The organism is Streptomyces xanthophaeus (assembly GCF_030440515.1).
Lineage (GTDB): Bacteria > Actinomycetota > Actinomycetes > Streptomycetales > Streptomycetaceae > Streptomyces > Streptomyces kutzneri.
Genome location: NZ_CP076543.1, coordinates 7328947 through 7346867, shown reverse-complemented (window position 1 = coordinate 7346867; position 17921 = coordinate 7328947). Strand labels below are relative to the sequence as shown.

Here is a 17921-nt window from a genome sequence, read left to right as displayed (position 1 = left end):
GATGAGCCGGATCTCGGGCGGCGCGGGTCAGGCAAGATCCGAAAGAGACGGCCTTCGGCGCCGTTCGCCTGACAGCTGCTGGGCGACTCCGCTACCTCTGGGGTCGTGAGGTACGCGCAGGGCGGCGGGTTGACCGACGCCGAGAGGGACGCGCAGGAGCGGATCCGGCTGCAGGCCGTGGAACGCTTCGAGGGCGGGGAGAAGAACAGGGAGATCGCCCGCGCGCTGCGGGTGAGCGAGCGGTCGGTGGAGCGATGGCGCAGGCAGTGGCGTGAGCGAGGTGAAGGCGGAGTCTGTCGAAGGGGTCGCCTGGTCGTCCGAGGCTCAGCGATAAACAGATCGCCAGGCTGGAGCGTGAGTTGGAACAAGGCCCGCTGGCTCACGGCTGGGAGGATCAGCGCTGGACGCCGGCCCGGGTGAAGACGCTGATTGGCCGGCTGTTCCATGTCGGCTACACCGTCGAGGGAACCTGGGCACTGCTCAAGCGCCACGGCTGGTCCTGGCAGCAGTCGGCCCGCAGGGCCATCGAGCGCGACGATCAGGCGGTCGAGCTGTGGCGCAAGGAAGTCTGGGACGAGGCCGGGCAGACTATGAAACCGCCGCGCGCCAGGACCTGGGGCCGCGTGGGCTGCACGCCGGTCGTCCGCGTCCGCGGCAGAGGTTCCGGGCGGGTCTCGATGGCCGGAATGGCCTGCTACACGGCAGCCACCGCTCCCGCATGATCTACGGCTTCCGCTTACACCGCGGCCGCAAGGGCGAGCGCAAGGCTTTCACATGGCAGGACTACCGCGACCTGATCCTGCGAGCCCGCGCCCAGCTCGGCGGCCCGATTGTCCTGGTCCGGGACAACCTCTCCACCCACCTCATGCCGCCGATGAAGGAGTTCATCGCCGCCAACGAGGAGTGGCTGACCGTCTTCCAACTGCCTTCCCACGCACCCGATCTCAACCCGCAGGAAGGCATCTGGGCCCTGGTCAAACACGGCATCGGCAACCTCGCCGTCGCCAACGTCGACCACCTGGCCAAGACCGTTCGAACCCGCCTTAAGAAGATCCAGTACCGCCCACACCTGATCGACCGCTGCCTCATCCAGGCTGGCCTGCAGATGGTTGAGTGACCCCGGCCTCAACGGCATTGCTTCGATTGATGAGTTTTACCAGGCAGGACGCTGGTCCTGGCGCGAGGTAAAGATCCAGCCTGGAATGGCTGTCTCCGCTGTCTCCGGCCGCCACAGCAGGCCGGGCTCGGGCGGGAACTCATCCGTGGCCGGCGCGGCAGTATAGAAACGCCTGTGGCCAGGAAGCTGCACCTCTGTCAGGACGCCCTCCTGCATCATCCACAGCCCGAAGCAGTCGTCCTCCTCGTCGTGAATCAGCACCTGCACACTCTCCGGGTGCGGCCATGCCAGGGACTCCAGGTGTCGAAGCAACCCGGACCGGGGGCGCATCCGCTCGAACTCGATCACCCACCCGCCGACGAACAGGCCGAGCGGCTCGAAGCAGCCCTGCCAGCTGCGCGAGTCGTCCGGCCGCGTCAGCGGTTCCATGACCTCGTCCGCGTACGGCGCCAACACGATGACCTGCGCGATTCTGCTCACGCCGCAGTATCAGCGCAGACTATGCGCCAGCAGCAAACGATTTTGGAGACGGCGGACGAGGGGACCACGATCCGGACAGGGCAGCCAGGATGCCTTCGTCTGCCCCGACATCACACTTTCAAGTTCAGTAGTGCTCTGACCGGATGGGTACACCGGCTTCCGGGGCGCCCTGCGATCATGTGCGCATGGATACGGGGGGGATCTACTCATGGCCGCCGGATACCGGGCGCCTTGCGACGCCGTAGGGCCGGCAACGCACTCCTCACCACGGGGGCGGTGCTGGCCGTGTTGGCTGTGCTGGCCGTAGTCGTCGTGGTGCTGCCGGGGCTTGTGGTCGACCGCGATCTGGCGGGTGCCCGGATCACGGCCGCTGAACGGCTCGGAGCCGTCAACAGTGTGCGCACGACGCTTCTGCAGGCAGCCGGTGGCGCTGTCCTCCTCTTCGGGGCGTACGCCACCTGGCGGCAGTTGAGGGTCAGCCAGGAGGGATTGAACGCCACCCGGGAAGGCCACATCACCGACCGCTTCAGCCGGGCAGTCGATCAGCTCGGCAGCGAGAAGCTGGACGTACGGATCGGCGCTCTCTACGCGCTGTGGCGCATCGCGGACCATTCGCCTCACGACCGTGAAGCGGTCATATCGATCACGCGGCGTTCCTTCGGACCCACTTGCCATGGCCTCCGCACGGGCAGGACTCCCCCGCAGCGGATACCGCCATCAACTCCGTGCCTCCGCTGGAGACCCGTGCCGCGGATGCCCAGGTGGCGCTCACCGGTCTCGGAGTCCTGTGCCGGGAACGCCGGCCCGACTGGCTCAACGTCAGCTATACCGACCTGCGCCGGTCCGATTGCGACGGACTGTGGCTGCACCACGTCAACTTCGACGGTGCATGCCTGGAAGCGGCGAGTATCTACCAGGTCAACCTGACCAAGGCATCGCTGATCGCGGCCAACATGCGCCACGTGGAGCTCGGGACGTCGATTCTCCACCAGAGCCGCTGCATCGAAGCCGACCTGCGCGGCGCTCGCATGGTCAGGGCCGACCTCGGCGACGCAGACTTCTCCGACGCCGATCTACGCGAGGCCAATCTGCGCAAGGCACGGGGCCTCGGCACCAAGTTCGCCGGCGCGGACCTGAGACTGGCCGACCTTCGAGGCACCGACCTCACGGGCGCAGACCTGACACGGGCAAAACTGCAGGACGCACTGGCGAGCGACCTCACCGTCTGGCCGACGGGCTTCGACGTCCATGGCGCGGGCGTCGTCATGGTCGAGGATCCCGGCGCCGAGTCGAGCATCCTCCTGCCGGCTGCCGCGATCGCGAGGAATGTCCCGCCACTCCGCTCGGCCTGACGCTCCGACCGGCTGTCGGGCGTCATCGAAGATGCCCATGAGTGCGGCAGTTCGGTGCCGACGTGATCGGTAGGCGTGCCTGCCGGCGAAGGGCGTGCTCGACTGGGACGGGGTCAGCCGTGGTCCGGGTATGCGCTTGCGTCATCGGCCGGGGGACCGGTTCCCTGGCTCCTCCTGGCCGGGACACGGTACGGCTCAGCGCCTGCTGACGGAGGAGTTCAGTGGCGGGCGGGTCCCCGAGCTGGGCGAGCATCTGCAGGACGTACCGCTGGTGGCCGCCGAAGGGGCTACGGTTCGACGAGCGCCTCGGCGGCCTGCACCTTGAGGATGTTCGGCAGATCGGGGAGCGCGGCCAGGAGGTGGAGCGTGGGGGCGGCCCGGTGATCGCCCAGCGCCGCGAGTGCCACTGCGCTCTCAACCGGGCCTCGATGTGGAAGTCGGCTTACCCGGCTGGACCTGCCCCGGGGGGGGAGCGGCCGCTTCCTCTGTGGGTCAGCCGGTGATCGAGAAGAAGATCGAGCCGTCCTCGGCCCACCACCAGGCGCCCTCGCCCTTGTTCCATTCCGAGGCCCAGCCGTCGAGGGCCTCGATGAGCTCCCCGAGGTCGTACCGGAAATCGGCGTCGACGCGGTCCAGCACCGCGCGGTAGGCCTCCACCGCGGGGCCGGCCTTCGCGAGGGGCCAGCAGCCGATCTCCGGTGAACCCTCCGGGGGATGGGGTATGTGGAACCCGATCTCCGAGGGCGGGCCGCTGAAGACGTACTGGTACGGCAGCAGGTCGGCCGGGACGCCCGCCGAGCTGAGGGCGTCGTCCAGGGCGGAGAAGTAGGTGACGGGGCTCCGGTAGCTCGCCAGGGTCGAGCTGTCGCTCGCGTTGTGGTCGATGATGATCTGGAGGGCCGCGTAGTAGGCGCAACCGGAGTAATCGGCAGAGGAGTCGACCCGGCCGGAGACCAGCTCCTCCAAGGCGTCCGGGACCGACAGCCCCCAGTCCACGCCCTGGTGGTCGAGGCTGTCCTGACGTGCCTTCGCCCTGACGCGCATGTTGCCCAGGCGTCGCGATTCGTCGGCGCTCAGGTCCAGGGCGGGCACGAAGCGCACGATCTCGCCACGGTTCGCCATGCTGTAGTTCACTACCTTGCTCATGGGTTCATGCTGCCAAAGGGCACTGACAGCCCGGTGTCGGGGACCAGTTCGCAGACGCCGGAGCCGCTCGGGCCGTGTCCTGGCGGGCGATGCGAGGGAGCGCGCGGGGGCCGCCGAAGGGGCGCTGGCTTGACTGCGGGCGGCCTGCGCGACAACGGCAGTGCGAGTGGACCGGCTATCCGGATCCGATGTCTGCTTACAGCCCGTGGCTGCTCGGTGAACCGTTCAGGCGGGCCAGGTGCCGAGTGCATGGGCCAGGCGGTTGCTCTGCTCGCGGGTGATGCCCTGGGCGAGGCGAGTCCCGCACCGCGGACTCATGTACCCGTCGCAGTGCAGGATTCCGAGGAAGGGCTCCTGGTTGCCCGAGAGCGGAGAGGCGGCAGGAAGCGTCCATTCGGCCGGCTCCCACAAGGGGTGGTCGGCGAGCAGTGCTTCCGCGAGATGCGGGGCCGGCTCGGTGGGTACGCCCGCCTGCGCCAGAGCCCCGCCGAGCACGGCTGCAGCGTCCTCGGGCAGGTCCTGGTCGCCGAGGGCGGGCAGCAGCAGGAGCAGGCGTGCATGTTCGGCGTGGACCCCTGGAGCGTCGAGGTCAGGGGTGCGGGCGATGTGGTGGAGCTCTCGCCACGACAAGCCGGGGCCGGCCTGGTGGCCGCTGACGGTGGCCAGGTGGCCGTGCCGTCCCCACTCGGGGTGGGTGATGACGTACTCCGTTTCCGGGTCGTCGGGAAAGTTGCGTCCGAGGACCAGCGCGGTGTGGCCATCACCGAACGGGATCCGGAAGACAGGCCAGTGATCCTCGTCGCCGAGCGCATCGTAGGCGGCGTCGGCATCGGCCCCGTCAACACCGAACGGATACAAGGACGGGTCGTGCTCCTCCGTCTGACTCAGCCACATCAGGTAGGCCGCCCAGAACCCCGGCAGCGCCAACAGTTCCTCCCCCGCGACGGTCGGGGTGTTCTCGAATCCCTTGATCAGCACCGGTCCAGACTCTCACCCGCCTACGACAGCCGGTACATGGCCCGGTGGCTCCGCCAAGCGGTGCTGTCCTTCCTCGACCGACCGCTGACGGCCGGGTCGGACTGGCCGAGGAGTTGATGGCGAGGGCCTGAGCTGGTGCATGCCCGGGTCGTCGCCCAGGACGACGGTACGGGCGAAGTCCCGTCTCGTTCCCCGCCGCGCTGCGCGCGGCCCTGACCATCGCCGAGACCGGGTACCTGGTGTTCGCCACCCTGCACACCAACGACACGTCGCAGACGCTGGACCGCATCGTCGACGTATCGCCTGGGTGAGTGGGGTGTCCGGGGCCGGGTGCTCGGCGTGTCCCGGTTCAGCCCTGGAGGGTGGTGAGCCAGCCGGTCAGCAAGCGGTTGACCTCGTCGGGGCGTTCCTGCTGGATCCAGTGGCCGCACCCTTCCAGCAGGTGGGAGCCGGACAGGGCGGGGAGGGTGGAGGGGTAGGCGTTGACGGCGTCGGCCATCCAGGTGGTGGAGGCGTCAAGGGTGCCGCCGATGAACAGGGACGGCTGCTTGATCGGGGCTCCGCGGTGGGGGGCGAGGTCCTCCCAGTCACGGTCCATGTTGCGGTAGCGGTTGAGGGCGCCGGTCAGGCCGGTGCGCTCGAACTCCGCGGCGTAGACGCCGAGGTCGTCCTCGCTCAGCCACGCGGGGAGCTTGCCTGCGGGGAAGCGGTCGCGCAGCCGGCCGCCGTGGGCGACGAAGTGCGGGTCGGGCTCGCCCTGGGCGGGCATGGTGTCGGCGGACAGCGCCGCGTAGAAGCCTGCGAGCCAGCCCCGGACGTCGGGCTCGATCTCCGCCTCGGCGCGCCCGGGCTCCTGGAAGTAGGAGACGTAGAACTCCTGCTCAGGGCCGCCGATCCGGCTGAAGACGTCGGAGGGGCGGGGGCCGCCCGGCGGCGCGTAGGGAACGCTCAGCAGGCCGACGGCGTGGAAGACCTCCGGGTGGAGCAGGGCGGAGGAGGCGGCGATGCCGGACCCCCAGTCATGGCCGACGACCACCGCGCTCTCCTCGCCGAGGGCGCGCACCGCGGCAACGTTGTCCTCCACCAGGTCGAGCATCCGGTAGGCGTCGGTCGCGGCGGGCTTGGAGGAGCGGCCGTAGCCGCGTACGTCGATCGCCACCGCCCGGTAGCCGGCGGCGGCGAGGGCCGGGAGCTGGTGGCGCCAGGAGTACCAGGACTCGGGGAAGCCGTGCACGAGCAGGACCAGCGGGCCGCTGCCCTGCTCCACCAGGTGCAGGCGCCCGGCCGGGGTCTCGATGGTGCGGTGGCGGAGCTCTGCGGTCGGCTCGGGCTGCATCGGCTTCTCCTCGGGTTCGCGTGCGGAGGCAGGTACCCGTCGATCATGCGGCGCGGCGGCCGCCCGACGCGATCGGCGTTGCCATTCTGGCAAGCTCGCAGGACAGAGCGGTGGAGCGATGCGGCCGGAAGGAGCGGGAACGGTGACGGGCGACGAACTGGACGGCACGGCGGCGGCGATGGGGCCCAGGCTGCGAGCCGCGCGCGAGCGGCATGGCGTCACGCTCACCGGTGTCAGCCGTGCGACCGGCATCTCGCCGAGCACGCTGTCACGGATCGAGACCGGCCGGCGCAAGCCCACCCTGGAGGTGGTGGTGCAGCTGGCGAAGGAGTACGGCGTCTCCCTGGACGAGCTGGCCGGTACCGCACCCGCCCCGGTGGCCGGGCCGCGCACCTCGGCGCCGTTGAGCTTCGGCGACGACAAGGCGGTGCTGCCGCTCACCCGGTACGTCGGCGGCTTGCACGCCCACAAGCACGTACTGCCCGCCGTCGAGGATCCGCCCGCGCGGCCCCGGCAGGTCTCCCACGAGGGCTACGCGTGGCTGTGCGTTCTGTACGGGCGGCTGTGGCTCGCGCTGGGCGGCCAGGATCTTGTCCTGGCCGCCGGGGACGTCGCCGAGTTCGACGCCCGCACCCCGCACGGGGTGGCGAACGCCGGCCCCGGCGGGCCGGTCGAGTACCTGATCCTGTTCGGGCCGCAGGGCGAACGGCTGCGGCCGCGGCCGCGGACCGAGCCGGCCCCCGGCCGCGGGGCCCGGTAGCCCGCAGCCCCGGTGACCGATCCGGACCCCGTGCCGCTCAGCGTTGCACGGTGACCACAGGCCAAAGATGGAAGATGATCTCATGACACACCTTCCGACAGACGTACGGGCCGCTCTCCGGTTCTTCGCGTTCTACCTGGGCAACGGCACCTTGGACATCGATCTGCTGGACGGCATCGACTACCGTGCCCACCTGCTCGAGTTCGGCTCCGACCTGGAGATGGTCTTCGCGATCTTCTCGAACGTCCTCGAAGTCGATGATCACGGGCAGACGCTCAACGACGGCCATGCGAAGTACCGAGCAGCCCAGTGGATCCGCGAACGGTGTGACCCCGCATACCGGGTGGAGCCTCCGTTCGAAGAGTGGGAGACCGAGCTTCACGGTCCCTGACGAAGCCCAGGCGCACGCGTGTGGCTTCGGGGATCCCGCGCCGCCGCAGATGACGGGGGATCGCCGGGGCAGCTGGGTGCCGGCGGCGTGCTGGTGGGCGCGGACGGTCGTGGATGGGCGCCCTCCCCTGGCCCGAAGTGCTCAGGCAGGTCCCCATCCACGGCGTCCCCGTGCGGTAGGTGAACGCGACCGCGCCGGTCATCCGATGATCTGAAGGAAACGGACTAGACGAGATCGAACCGGTCGAGGTTCATCACCTTGTCCCAGGCGGAGACGAAGTCACGGACGAACTTCTCTCCCGCGTCCTTCGACGCGTAGACCTCGGCGAGGGCTCGCAGCTGGGCGTGCGAACCGAAGACGAGGTCCACCGCGGTCGCCGTCCACCTGACCTTGCCCGTGGCCTGGTCCCGGCCCTCGAACACGTTCTCCGCCGACTCCGACGCCTTCCACTGCGTACCCATGTCGAGCAGGTTGACGAAGAAGTCGTTGGTCAGTGCCTCCGGGCGGTCCGTGAACACGCCGTGCCGGGCCTGCCGGAAGCCGGTGTTCATGGCCCGCATGCCGCCGACGAGCACCGTCATCTCGGGTGCGGTCAGGTTCAGCATGGAGGCACGATCCAGCAGAAGTGCCTCCGGTGACAGCTTCTCGCCCGCCTGCAGGTAGTTCCGGAACCCGTCCGCCTTCGGTTCGAGGACGGCGAAGGCCTCCACGTCGGTCTGCTCCTGCGAGGCATCCGTGCGCCCCGGCGCGAACGGCACCTCGATGTCGTACCCGGCGTTCTTCGCGCACCGTTCGACGGCCGCGCAGCCGCCCAGCACGATCAGGTCGGCGAGCGAGACCTTCTTCCCGCCGGTCTGCGCCCGGTCGAAGTCCTGCTGGATCCCTTCCAGCTTCTGCACCACCTCGGCGACCTCGGGCAGGTCGTTGGCCTCCCAGTCCTTCTGCGGCGCGAGCCGGATCCGGGCCCCGTTGGCCCCGCCCCGCTTGTCGGTGCCGCGGAAGCTCGACGCCGCCGCCCAGGCGGTGACGACCAGCTGAGGGAGGGACAGCCCCGAGGCGAGGATCGTGCGCTTGAGGGCGGCGACGTCCTCGTCGGCGACCAGCTCGTGATCGACCGCGGGTACGGGGTCCTGCCACAGCTGAGGTTCGGGGACCCACGGGCCGAGGTAGCGCGAGATCGGGCCCATGTCGCGGTGCAGCAGCTTGTACCAGGCCTTGGCGAACGCGTCGGCGAGCTTGTCCGGGTTCTCGTGGAAGCTCTTCGCGATCGGCGTGTAGACCGGATCCATCCGCAGCGCGAGGTCCGTCGTCAGCATGATCGGCGCGTGCTTCTTCGACGGATCATGGGCGTCCGGCACAGTGCCCTGGGCCGAGGGGTCCTTGGGGGTCCACTGCTGGGCACCGGCCGGGCTCGTGGTCAGTTCCCACTCGTACCGGAACAGGTTGTCCAGGTACCCGTTGTCCCACTTCGTCGGCTCGGTGGTCCATGCGCCTTCCAGCCCGCTGGTGAGCGCGTCGGAGCCGCTGCCGGTGCCGTAGGTGTTCTTCCAGCCGATCCCCTGCTGCTCGATCGGGCAGCCCTCGGGCTCGGGCCCGATGTAGTCCGCGCCGACCGCACCGTGGCACTTGCCGAACGTGTGGCCGCCGACGATGAGCGCGACCGTCTCCTCGTCGTTCATGGCCATGCGCGCGAACGTCTCGCGAATGTCCCGGGCGGCGGCGACCGGGTTCGGGTCGCCGTTGGGCCCTTCCGGATTGACGTAGATCAGTCCCATCTGCACGGCGCCGAAGGGGCCGGAGAGTTCCCTGTCTCCGCTGTAGCGCTCATCTCCGAGCCAGGTGTCCTCGGGCCCCCAGAAAACCTCCTCGGGTTCCCAGATGTCCTCCCGCCCGAAGCCGAAGCCGAACGTCTTGAAACCCATCGATTCCATGGCGCAGTTGCCGGCGAACACCAAAAGGTCGGCCCATGAGATCTTCCGACCGTATTTCTGCTTGACCGGCCAGAGCAGACGGCGCGCCTTGTCGAGGCTCGCATTGTCGGGCCAGCTGTTGAGAGGGGCGAACCGCTGGGCGCCGGCTCCGCCGCCACCCCGGCCGTCGGCGATGCGGTACGTTCCCGCGGAATGCCAGCTCATTCGGATGAAGAGCGGCCCGTAGTGGCCGTAGTCCGCCGGCCACCACTCCTGCGAGTCCGTCATCACCTCGAAGACGTCCCGCTTCAGGGCGTCGGGGTCCAGGGTCGCGAACTCTTCCGCGTAGTCGAAATCGTCGCCCATCGGATCGGCCAGGGGCGAATTCTGGTGCAGAACCTGAAGGTCCAGCTGGTTCGGCCACCAGTCCCGATTCGACCTGGGGCGAGTCGGCGCGGGGGTCGGGGCAGGGATTACTGGGTTCTCGCTGTCGCTGCCGGACACGTCCGTCCTTCTTCCTGTGTCGATGTTTCCATCTGCTGGCTGCTTGCGTCGGCGCGTCCGTATGGTCGCGCACCGATGGGCCCGCCGCCGCGAGAACACGCAGGGCGCGAGCGCGTAGAAAACACTCGGAATTCGGATCGAGGTCCCGTCCCCGCGGTTCCGCTTCCCGACGGGCCGGGATCGGTATCGCTAACGTTCTGTTGTCCTGCCGAGCCGAAAAGGTGAGCCGATATGAGTGACCTGCTGGAGCGGCTTCGAGGGCGCGGCTGGCGGATGACGTCCCAGCGGCGTGTCGTCGTGGAGGTCCTCGACGGCGATCACGTGCACCTCACTGCGGACGAGGTGCACGCCCGTGCGGCGCAGCGGCTGCCCGAGATCGCCCGGGCGACCGTCTACAACACCCTGGGCGAGCTGGTCGCGATCGGGGAGGTGGTGGAGGTCTCCGTACAGGGCCGGGTCAAGCGCTTCGATCCCAACGCGCACCACCCGCACCAGCACTTGGTGTGCACGGGCTGCGGCACCATCCGCGACGTCCACGCGTCCGGCACGCCGGCCGATCTGCCGCCGGAGGAGCGGTTCGGCTTCATCGTGTCCGCGGTCGAGGTCACCTACCGCGGGTTGTGCCGTTCGTGCGCCTCCGGGACGGGTCCGGCGCGACCGTGACCGTGACCGTGTTCATGCGGAGCCCGTGCCCCGGGCCCGGTAGACGCCGGGGGTGATGCCTTCCCACCGGGTGAACGCACGGACCAGGGCCGTGGCGCCGCTCAGGCCGACGAGCGGGGCGATCCGGTCGAGCGGCAGGTCCGTGGTCTCCAGCAGCCGACGGGCCCGGCGGTGCCGGGTCGCGTCGAGGAGGGCCGTCCAGGAGGTGCCCTCCTCCTGGAGGGCCCGGCGCAGGGTACGGGGGCTGAGGTGGACGCCCCGGCCCGCGTCGGCGAGGGCGGCGCCGTCGAGCGGGGCGTGGTCCAGCCACTGCCGGACCCGCTCCGCGAGGGTCACGGCGGTCGACAGCTCCCGCAGCAGCCGGTCGGCGTAGGCACGGTGCAGGGCGCCGAGTCCGGGGTCGCGCGGGGCGCGGGGCCGGTCGAGATCGAGGTTGGCGACGGTGAGCGCGTTCTCCGCGGCGCCGAAGGTGACGGGGCAGCCGAGGATCCGGGCGTACGGCTGCGCGGAGCCGGTCCGGGCGTGGGTGAAGGACACCGACAGCGGCGCCCAGTCGTCCCCGGCGATCCAGCGGGCGGCCCGCACGATGGCGGCGACGACCGCTTCCACCTGCTGGGGGTGCATGGTGGCCGGGTCGACGGTCGGCCGGTACCGGATACGGGTGGCCTCGCCACCGCGTTCCAGGGAGACCCTGCCGGCCTGGCTGACCAGGGGGTGGTAACGAACGGCCGCTTCGGCGGCCTCCGCCAGGCTCGCGCAGGTGAGTACGACGTGGCCGAGGATGTGGAGACTGCCCGGCTTGATCCCGTCCCCGACACGGAGACCGGCGTGCGGGTCGCCGCCGCCGGTGCCGATCACCGTGTCCCACAGGGCGCGCACCTCGGTGAACGGGAGGCGCTCCGCGGGCGAGGCCCAGGTCCCGGTCTCGGTCCCGGTTCCGGTCGTGCCGCCGGCTCCGTCCGGCGCTGCGTCCAGGACGGCGCGCGCGTAGGACGCGGCGACGGTGGACGGCTCGATGCTGGGCATGGCGGCAGTCAATGCCGGGCGCGGCCCCCCGTCAACCGTCCATGGAGGCCGGAGAGTCAACGAGGTGGCCGCCAGGGTGAATGACCGGGCGCGGCGGCGCTCTTAGGGTCGGGCTGCCTGTTGCGGCAGGCCGGGCCGCAGACACGCCGTCCGCAGCCGGCACGCAGCCTGCACGCAGACGGCCTAGCCGTATGCGCACCCGAAGGAGCACCTTTTGATCGTCTTTCTGCTGCCCTCGTCCGGCTACGATCCGACCGAGGCGGCCGTGCCGTGGGCCGCGTTGCGGGACGCCGGGCACGACGTACGGTTCGCGACGCCCGACGGGCGGGTCGCCCTGGCCGACCGCCGGCTCACCGACACCGGCTTCTCCTGGCTCTCCCCGTGGCTGATGACCCGGCGCGCCGAGCTGGCAGCCTACCGGCGGCTGACCGACGACTCCTGGTTCCGGGCCCCGCTGTCCTACGCCGAGGTCGATCCGGCCGTCCTGACGGGGTTGTTCGTACCCGGCGGGCACGCCCAGGGGATGCGTACGCTGCTGGAGGACACGGCCGCGCAGCGGCTGTTCGCGCGGGTCTTCCTGCTGGGGCTGCCGGTGGGGGCGGTGTGCCACGGTGTGCTGCTGGCCGCGCGGGCGAAGGACCCCACGACCGGGCGGTCGGTGCTCCACGGCCGGCGGACCACGGCCCTGACCTCGCTGCTGGAACTGACCGCCTGGAACCTGACCCGGCTGTGGCTGGGCCGCTACTACCGGACCTACCCGGCGACCGTCCAGGCGGAGGTCACCGCGGCCCTGGCGGATCCGGGCCACTTCCTGGCCGGCCCGCCGCTGCCGGTTCGGGACACCGCGGCGCGCCCCGGTCGCGGTTTCACGGTGCGGGACGGCAACTACGTCTCGGCCCGCTGGCCCGGGGACTGCCACCGCCTGGCGGCGGACTACCTCGCGCTCGTCCGCTCGCACCGGCGCACCCCCGCACCGTCCGCCACGGAGAGCGGGAACTGACACGGCCTTTCGCGGCCGGCCGGCCGCCGGGGCACTGAAGGCGGCCCCCGCCTGGGTGTCAGGCGGGTTCCTGGTCCGGCGCATCGGGTGGATCCGCCCGCTCCTCCTCGACCGCCACGGGGGACCCGTCCGCCGGACCGTCGTCCCCGCGGCTGGCGCGCAGGTGCCCGATCACCGTGTTGGCCACGGCGACCAGCGGGACGGCGACGACCGCTCCGCCGATGCCTGCGACCACTCCGCCGGTGGCGACGGCCAGGACCACCGCCAGCGGGTGGACCCGTACGGCCCGTCCGAGGATGAACGGCTGCAGCACGTGGCCTTCGATCTGCTGGACGAGGAGCACCACCAGAAGGGTCATCAGCGCGGTGAAAACCCCCTGGGTGACCAGTGCGACGACCACCGCGAGGGCCCCGGACGCGACGGCGCCCACGAGGGGCACGAACGACGCCAGGAAGATCACCACGGCGATGGGCACGGCGAGTGGCACGCCCAGGAAGTAGATGCCGAGACCGATGAAGAGTGCGTCGATGAAGGCGACGATCAAGGTTCCGCGGACATAGGCGGTCAGGGTGCCCCAGGCGGCCGGGCCCGCGTCGGCGACATCCGGCCGGGCGGCTGCGGGGACCAGCTTCAGCGTCCACTGCCAGATCCGCCTGCCGTCGTACAGCAGGAAGAGCGTCGAGAACATCGCCAGCAGCGTTCCGGTGATGATCTCCACCAGGACGGTCACGCCCCGGAGCCCGGTCGAGGTGATCTCGCTGGTACTGGTGCCGATGGCATCGCTCAGGCTGCCGGCAACGTCGTTGATCTGCTGCTCGGTCACGTGGAAGGGGCTGTCGAGAAGCCATCGTTTCAGTTCCTCGATGCCTTCCTGGAGCCGCCCGGACAGATTGTCCAGGTTGTCGAGCACCTGCCAGACGACGAACCAGCCGATCAGCCCCAGGACGACGAACCCGAAGAGCGCGGTCAGGGCGGTGGACAGCCCCCGGGCGAGCCCCGCACGGTGCAGCCGGGCGACCGTCGGTTCCAGCAGGGCGGTGATCAGCAGGGCGGCCGCGAAGGCGAGGACGACGAGCCGGACCGAACCGATCACCCGCATGATGACCCACAGGGCGGCCGCGAGCACCAGGAACCGCCAGCCGGCCTCGGCCGCGACCCGTACGCCCCAGGGCACCGCCCGGGCGGGGTCCGGGTTGCGCGGACGGGCCCGGCGGGCCTCCGCGACCCGCCGCCGCTCGGCCAGCAGCTCGGCCTCGTGCCGCGCCTGCACCTGCGTACGCCGCTCACCGAGCGCCGCGGCGCCGTCCTTCACGCGACCGAACCACATACGGATTCCAGGCATGCGGAACCACCTTCCTCATCCTGCCGTCTGCCCCGGATCCCGGGGATCAGGCCGGTGCGGCCCGACGCGTTCGGAGAGGGGCCGAGCGGGACCACGAGGCCACCGTCGCGTCGCGGTGGTGCCGGCCCGGCGAAGTCACATGCTGACGCCGATGAGCGCCGCCGGGGCGTCGAGGAGCGCGCGTCGGGTACGGAGGCACTGTTCGGGCTCATGAAGGGTGGTCGACCGCGTCACGGTCGACGGCCGCCGGAGTGGGAGGAACTCCGGGCCCTTCCTCGTAGGTGCACTTTTGCTCGTCCTCGGCGCCGCGGCCCATGTACCGGTGCCGGTGCCGGTGCCTTGAGCGGCCGGCCCGTCAGGCCGGCGCCGATCCCCACCGCGTCAGGCGTGGCGCGCCCCTGCGTGATCGTGTTCCACGATCTTGGCCAGGCGGGCCAGCATCCCCCGGTGGCGGAGCTGGAGCAGGGCTTCGATCGCGGGGTTGTGCAGGGTTCCGCCCACGCCGCGCAAGGGGTGCTCGTCGCAGACGACCAGGGTTTCCCCGCCCCACGGCCGGAGCTGGAGGAAGATCCTCGCGGTGCCCAGCGACTTGAACGACGCTTCCAGTTCCAGTTCCCGGCCGGGTTCCCCGTGGCGTACGGTCGTCACCCCTTCGGTCGACCAAGGGCCCAGCCGCACGGTGTAGCGCAGCCGGGATCCGACCTCCGGCCAGGCCGGATCGAGCGGTGTGGACTCGGACGGGCCGACCACCCACTCCCCGTACAAGGTCGGATCGGCGAGCACCGCCCACACCGCCTGCGGGGGCCGATGGATCAGCTGGTTGCGGACGGCCATGAGAGAAGTCCTCCTGCCGGAACGGACACTGTTCCGGGTCCGCCGACGGCCGGCGACCCGGGGCACTGGGCGAGGCCCTTTCGTGTACCGGTGGCGACGCTCGCGCCCTCTTCGCTCGCCTCGCGCCGGCTCGGCGCGAAACATCGGCCCGGCCCGGCCCAGGGACGGGCGCACGGGTGCCCGCGCCTCTACCGCGGTCCTGCCATCGTCCCACCGTTCGCCTAGGTGGTCGCGTCGGCGACGGCGGCCGCCCATCACCGTGCGCAGCAGGGGCAGTTCGGACCTCGGCTCCGTCAGATCCGCCGTGGGCGGGGTGCACACCTCGACCTGCGCACCGAAAGGCTTGCCTTGACCCCGTAGACCGGCGGAGCGGCCCTGCGCTGGCCTACCATGCCTTTGAGGGCTTCGGGACAGCGCGGCCGGAGGACAGACGCCGAGACAGGGCCAGGAATCCGGAGCAGACCCGGGCAGCGCGCAGCTGCGGGCCGTGAGGCTGGCCGGCCTTTCGGCAGCTTCCGATATGGGGATGGACCGGTTCGCCCGCCTGGTTTCACGACTGCTCCGCGTGCCGGTGGCCTTCGTTTCGCTGGTCGGGGAGGACCGGCAGATTCTGCCCGGACTGTTCGGTCTGCCGGAGCCCTGGGCGGGGAGCCGCACGCTGCCGCTGTCGCACTCGCTCTGCCGGTACGTGGTGGCCTCCGGGCAGCCTCTGGTCGTGTCCGATGCGCGCGCCGACGAGCGACTCCGCACCAGCCCGGCCGTCGGGGATCTCGGGGTCGCGGCGTATGCCGGGATGCCCCTGACCGACGGGGACGGGCTCGTCCTGGGCTCCCTGTGCGCCGTCGCCCATGAGCCGCGTACCTGGAGTGAGGGCGAGCTGGCCGACCTGGAGGATCTGGCCGCGGCCTGTTCCGCCGAGCTGCGCCTGCGCATCATGTCGGCGCGGAGCCGGTCCGCACAGAGGGTGCTGGAGACCGCGCGGGCCACCGCCGAGCGGGCCCGGAGCGACGCGGAGCGCCTGGAGCACGAGGCCCAGGCCGGCATGGACCATGCCGAGCTGCTGCTGAGGGCATCGGAGGAACTGGCCCAGACGTCCGGGCTGGAAGACGTCCGGCGCCGGCTGCGGGACCTCTTCGTCGGCGTCGGGAAGCCCTCGTACGTCGGCCTGCTGGTCGCCGACAAGGACGAACTGCACCGGGTTGCCGACCCGGACATCGAGCACTCGGTGGAACGGGAGGTCCTCACGCTGCCCGCGAGCGCGGCGTTCCCGAGCACCCGGGCCATGCGGGAACGGCGGGCGGTTTTCGTGCCCGACCGTGAGGCGCTCGTCGCCGGGTACAGCCCCGAGGCGGTCGGGTTCTTCGACCGTATGGGCTTCACCACCGTGCTGTGCCTGCCGCTCTGGGGCAGCCGCGCCCTGCTGGGCGTACTCGCCGTCTGCTGGGCCAAGCGGCATGAGGTGGGCGTCACGGAGCAGGCCACGCTCACCGCCGCGTCCGGTTACGTTGCGCAGGCGGTGGAGCGCGCCCTGCACCTCGACGAACGCATCTCCGTGGCCCGGCAGCTCCAGGAAGCCATGCTCACCGACCTCCCCGCTGCCGGCCCCGTCGAGATCAGCGCCCTGTACGAGCCGGCCGCGGTCGGCGACATGATCGGTGGGGACTGGTACGACGCCTACCACCTGCCGCCCGCCTCGCCCGGCGACGAGCCCCGGGCCCTCATGGTGACGGTGGGTGACATCACCGGCCACGACATACACGCTGCCACGATCATGGGCCAGATCCGCAGCATGCTGCGGCAGGCCACCCTCGACCACCCGCCGTACAGCCCGGCCACGGCGCTGACCGCCCTCGACGCGGCGTGCTCGGTCCTGCCCATCGAGGCCGGCGGCACGCTGGTCCACGCACGCCTCGACCTCGCCGACGGCGGTCCCGACTGGACGCTGACCTGGTCCAACGCCGGCCACCCGCCGCCGCTGCTGCGTACCCCCGACGGCCGGGTCACCCTCCTGGAGGAGCACGACATCCTCCTGCACAGGGACCTCGGACCCTTCCGCCGCACCGAGGCCCGGCGCGTCCTTCCCGCAGGCTCGACGCTGTTGTTCTACACCGACGGGCTCATCGAACGCCGCGGCCACGACATCGACGCCTCCCTGGCACAACTCGTCGCCCTGCTCGCCCGCCACGGCGACCGCCCACTGGACGAACTGCTCCACCGGATCAGCAACAGGCCGGCGGACCCGGCTACCGGAGACGACGTCGTCGTACTGGCGCTGCGCGTTCCCTGACGGCGTGACAGGACAGAACGGCCACCGGTCTGCGCGGGGGTCAGCCCGGCCAGGTGCCCGTCACGCGACGTGTGGCCACGGCACCCGAGCGGTCGACAGCGGCCTTGACCACGGCGAAGATCGCACCCTGGAGGGCGGCGGCGATCAGGATCTGCTTCCAGGAGCGGTCTTCGTCCGTGGCGCTCGGAGCGTCGCCTTCCCCTTCGACGATCTTCCAGACCTACTTGAACGCCGCCCCCGCGATCATGCCGCTGACAGCGCCCAGGACCAGACCCACCGGCCTGTACGCGACCTCGGACGCTTTCATCGGCTTCGGCGGCCGCGCCGCACCAACAGGAGGACGATCAGAGCGGCGCCGCCGGCCACGAGCAGCGACTTGCGGTTGGCCCGTGCCACGCTCGCAGCCCGGCCCGCCTTGTCCAGAACCGGCTCGGGCGTCGTGTCCTTGACCAGCTGCGCCGCATGCAGGGTCTTCGTACGGATCCGGTCGGCGACGACACCGACCGTCGCGGCGGCCTGTTCCTTCATGACGGCCGCCTTCTCCCGTGCCTGCGCCGTGATGTCGGCCTTGTCCGCCAACGCCTCGATGGTCTGCCCGAGTCCGTCGCGGGTGCGCTCGACCTGCTCGCGCAGTTCGTCGGGGGTGGGTGTGCCGATAGCGGTTCGGGGTTCGTTCGTCATCGGAACGTTTTCTCCTTGATCTCGGCCGGATCGGCCGTGACGCTGTCGATGGTCTGCTCCGGAAACGGCTGCGCCGGCCTCGGGGGACCCCTCTTGCGATGCGCACTCCGTTCT

Annotated in this window: 15 protein-coding genes and 2 pseudogenes; 7 read left to right on the top strand and 10 right to left on the bottom strand. The window is 70.7% G+C overall.

Annotated elements, in window-relative coordinates; all coding sequences use genetic code 11:
* Positions 1–105: 105 nt before the first annotated feature.
* A pseudogene (locus tag KO717_RS37540) lies at positions 106–1117 on the top strand (IS630 family transposase).
* Positions 1118–1153: 36 nt separating this feature from the next.
* Here the strand turns inward: KO717_RS37540 and KO717_RS32795 are convergent.
* The gene (locus KO717_RS32795) at positions 1154–1597 is read right to left on the bottom strand and encodes a hypothetical protein (protein WP_301373076.1); all 444 of its coding nucleotides are present in this window, start codon (positions 1595–1597) and stop codon (positions 1154–1156) included.
* Positions 1598–2358: 761 nt separating this feature from the next.
* On the opposite strand from KO717_RS32795, the gene KO717_RS32790 reads away from it, so the two are divergent.
* Positions 2359–2949, top strand: coding sequence for a pentapeptide repeat-containing protein (locus KO717_RS32790; RefSeq protein ID WP_301373075.1), 591 nt, complete (start codon positions 2359–2361; stop codon positions 2947–2949).
* 492 nt (positions 2950–3441) lie between these two features.
* Here KO717_RS32790 and KO717_RS32785 read toward each other — a convergent pair whose 3' ends face one another.
* From KO717_RS32785 to KO717_RS32775, 3 genes are all read right to left on the bottom strand, one after another.
* The gene (locus KO717_RS32785; RefSeq protein WP_301373074.1) at positions 3442–4095 is read right to left on the bottom strand and encodes a DUF7691 family protein; all 654 of its coding nucleotides are present in this window, start codon (positions 4093–4095) and stop codon (positions 3442–3444) included.
* 225 nt (positions 4096–4320) lie between these two features.
* A complete protein-coding gene (locus KO717_RS32780; protein WP_301373073.1) occupies positions 4321–5073 on the bottom strand; it encodes a hypothetical protein in 753 nt (250 codons plus the stop codon).
* Positions 5074–5422: 349 nt separating this feature from the next.
* Positions 5423–6409: an alpha/beta fold hydrolase gene (locus KO717_RS32775; protein ID WP_301373072.1), complete on the bottom strand. Its 987-nt coding sequence runs from the start codon at positions 6407–6409 to the stop codon at positions 5423–5425.
* Between the two features lie 142 nt (positions 6410–6551).
* Between KO717_RS32775 and KO717_RS32770 the strand changes: the two genes are divergently transcribed.
* The gene (locus KO717_RS32770) at positions 6552–7169 is read left to right on the top strand and encodes a helix-turn-helix domain-containing protein (RefSeq protein WP_301373071.1); all 618 of its coding nucleotides are present in this window, start codon (positions 6552–6554) and stop codon (positions 7167–7169) included.
* A gap of 82 nt (positions 7170–7251) precedes the next feature.
* On the top strand, positions 7252–7560 hold the full coding sequence (locus KO717_RS32765) for a DUF7677 family protein (protein WP_301373070.1): 309 nt from the start codon (positions 7252–7254) through the stop codon (positions 7558–7560).
* A gap of 224 nt (positions 7561–7784) precedes the next feature.
* On the opposite strand, the gene katG is transcribed toward KO717_RS32765, so the two are convergent.
* Positions 7785–9974, bottom strand: a complete 2190-nt coding sequence (gene katG / locus KO717_RS32760; RefSeq protein ID WP_301373069.1) for a catalase/peroxidase HPI — start codon at positions 9972–9974, stop codon at positions 7785–7787.
* 231 nt (positions 9975–10205) lie between these two features.
* Between katG and KO717_RS32755 the strand changes: the two genes are divergently transcribed.
* Positions 10206–10637 (top strand): Fur family transcriptional regulator, encoded by a 432-nt coding sequence (locus KO717_RS32755; RefSeq protein ID WP_301373068.1) that lies wholly within the window; start codon positions 10206–10208, stop codon positions 10635–10637.
* A gap of 12 nt (positions 10638–10649) precedes the next feature.
* Here the strand turns inward: KO717_RS32755 and KO717_RS32750 are convergent, their stop codons facing one another.
* Positions 10650–11663 (bottom strand): AraC family transcriptional regulator, encoded by a 1014-nt coding sequence (locus KO717_RS32750; RefSeq protein ID WP_301373067.1) that lies wholly within the window; start codon positions 11661–11663, stop codon positions 10650–10652.
* Between the two features lie 214 nt (positions 11664–11877).
* On the opposite strand from KO717_RS32750, the gene KO717_RS32745 reads away from it, so the two are divergent.
* Positions 11878–12663, top strand: a complete 786-nt coding sequence (locus KO717_RS32745) for a type 1 glutamine amidotransferase domain-containing protein (protein ID WP_301373066.1) — start codon at positions 11878–11880, stop codon at positions 12661–12663.
* Between the two features lie 58 nt (positions 12664–12721).
* On the opposite strand, the gene KO717_RS32740 is transcribed toward KO717_RS32745, so the two are convergent.
* On the bottom strand, positions 12722–14005 hold the full coding sequence (locus KO717_RS32740) for an AI-2E family transporter (RefSeq protein ID WP_301373065.1): 1284 nt from the start codon (positions 14003–14005) through the stop codon (positions 12722–12724).
* 381 nt (positions 14006–14386) lie between these two features.
* Positions 14387–14839, bottom strand: a complete 453-nt coding sequence (locus tag KO717_RS32735; RefSeq protein ID WP_301373064.1) for an SRPBCC family protein — start codon at positions 14837–14839, stop codon at positions 14387–14389.
* 526 nt (positions 14840–15365) lie between these two features.
* Between KO717_RS32735 and KO717_RS32730 the strand changes: the two genes are divergently transcribed.
* Positions 15366–17126 (top strand): SpoIIE family protein phosphatase, encoded by a 1761-nt coding sequence (locus KO717_RS32730; RefSeq protein ID WP_367401554.1) that lies wholly within the window; start codon positions 15366–15368, stop codon positions 17124–17126.
* Between the two features lie 40 nt (positions 17127–17166).
* Here KO717_RS32730 and KO717_RS32725 read toward each other — a convergent pair.
* A pseudogene (locus tag KO717_RS32725) lies at positions 17167–17433 on the bottom strand (DUF4235 domain-containing protein).
* On the bottom strand, positions 17430–17807 hold the full coding sequence (locus KO717_RS32720; RefSeq protein WP_301373062.1) for a DUF3618 domain-containing protein: 378 nt from the start codon (positions 17805–17807) through the stop codon (positions 17430–17432). The pseudogene KO717_RS32725 and the gene KO717_RS32720 overlap by 4 nt, the downstream one beginning before the upstream one ends.
* Positions 17808–17921 lie beyond the last annotated feature (114 nt).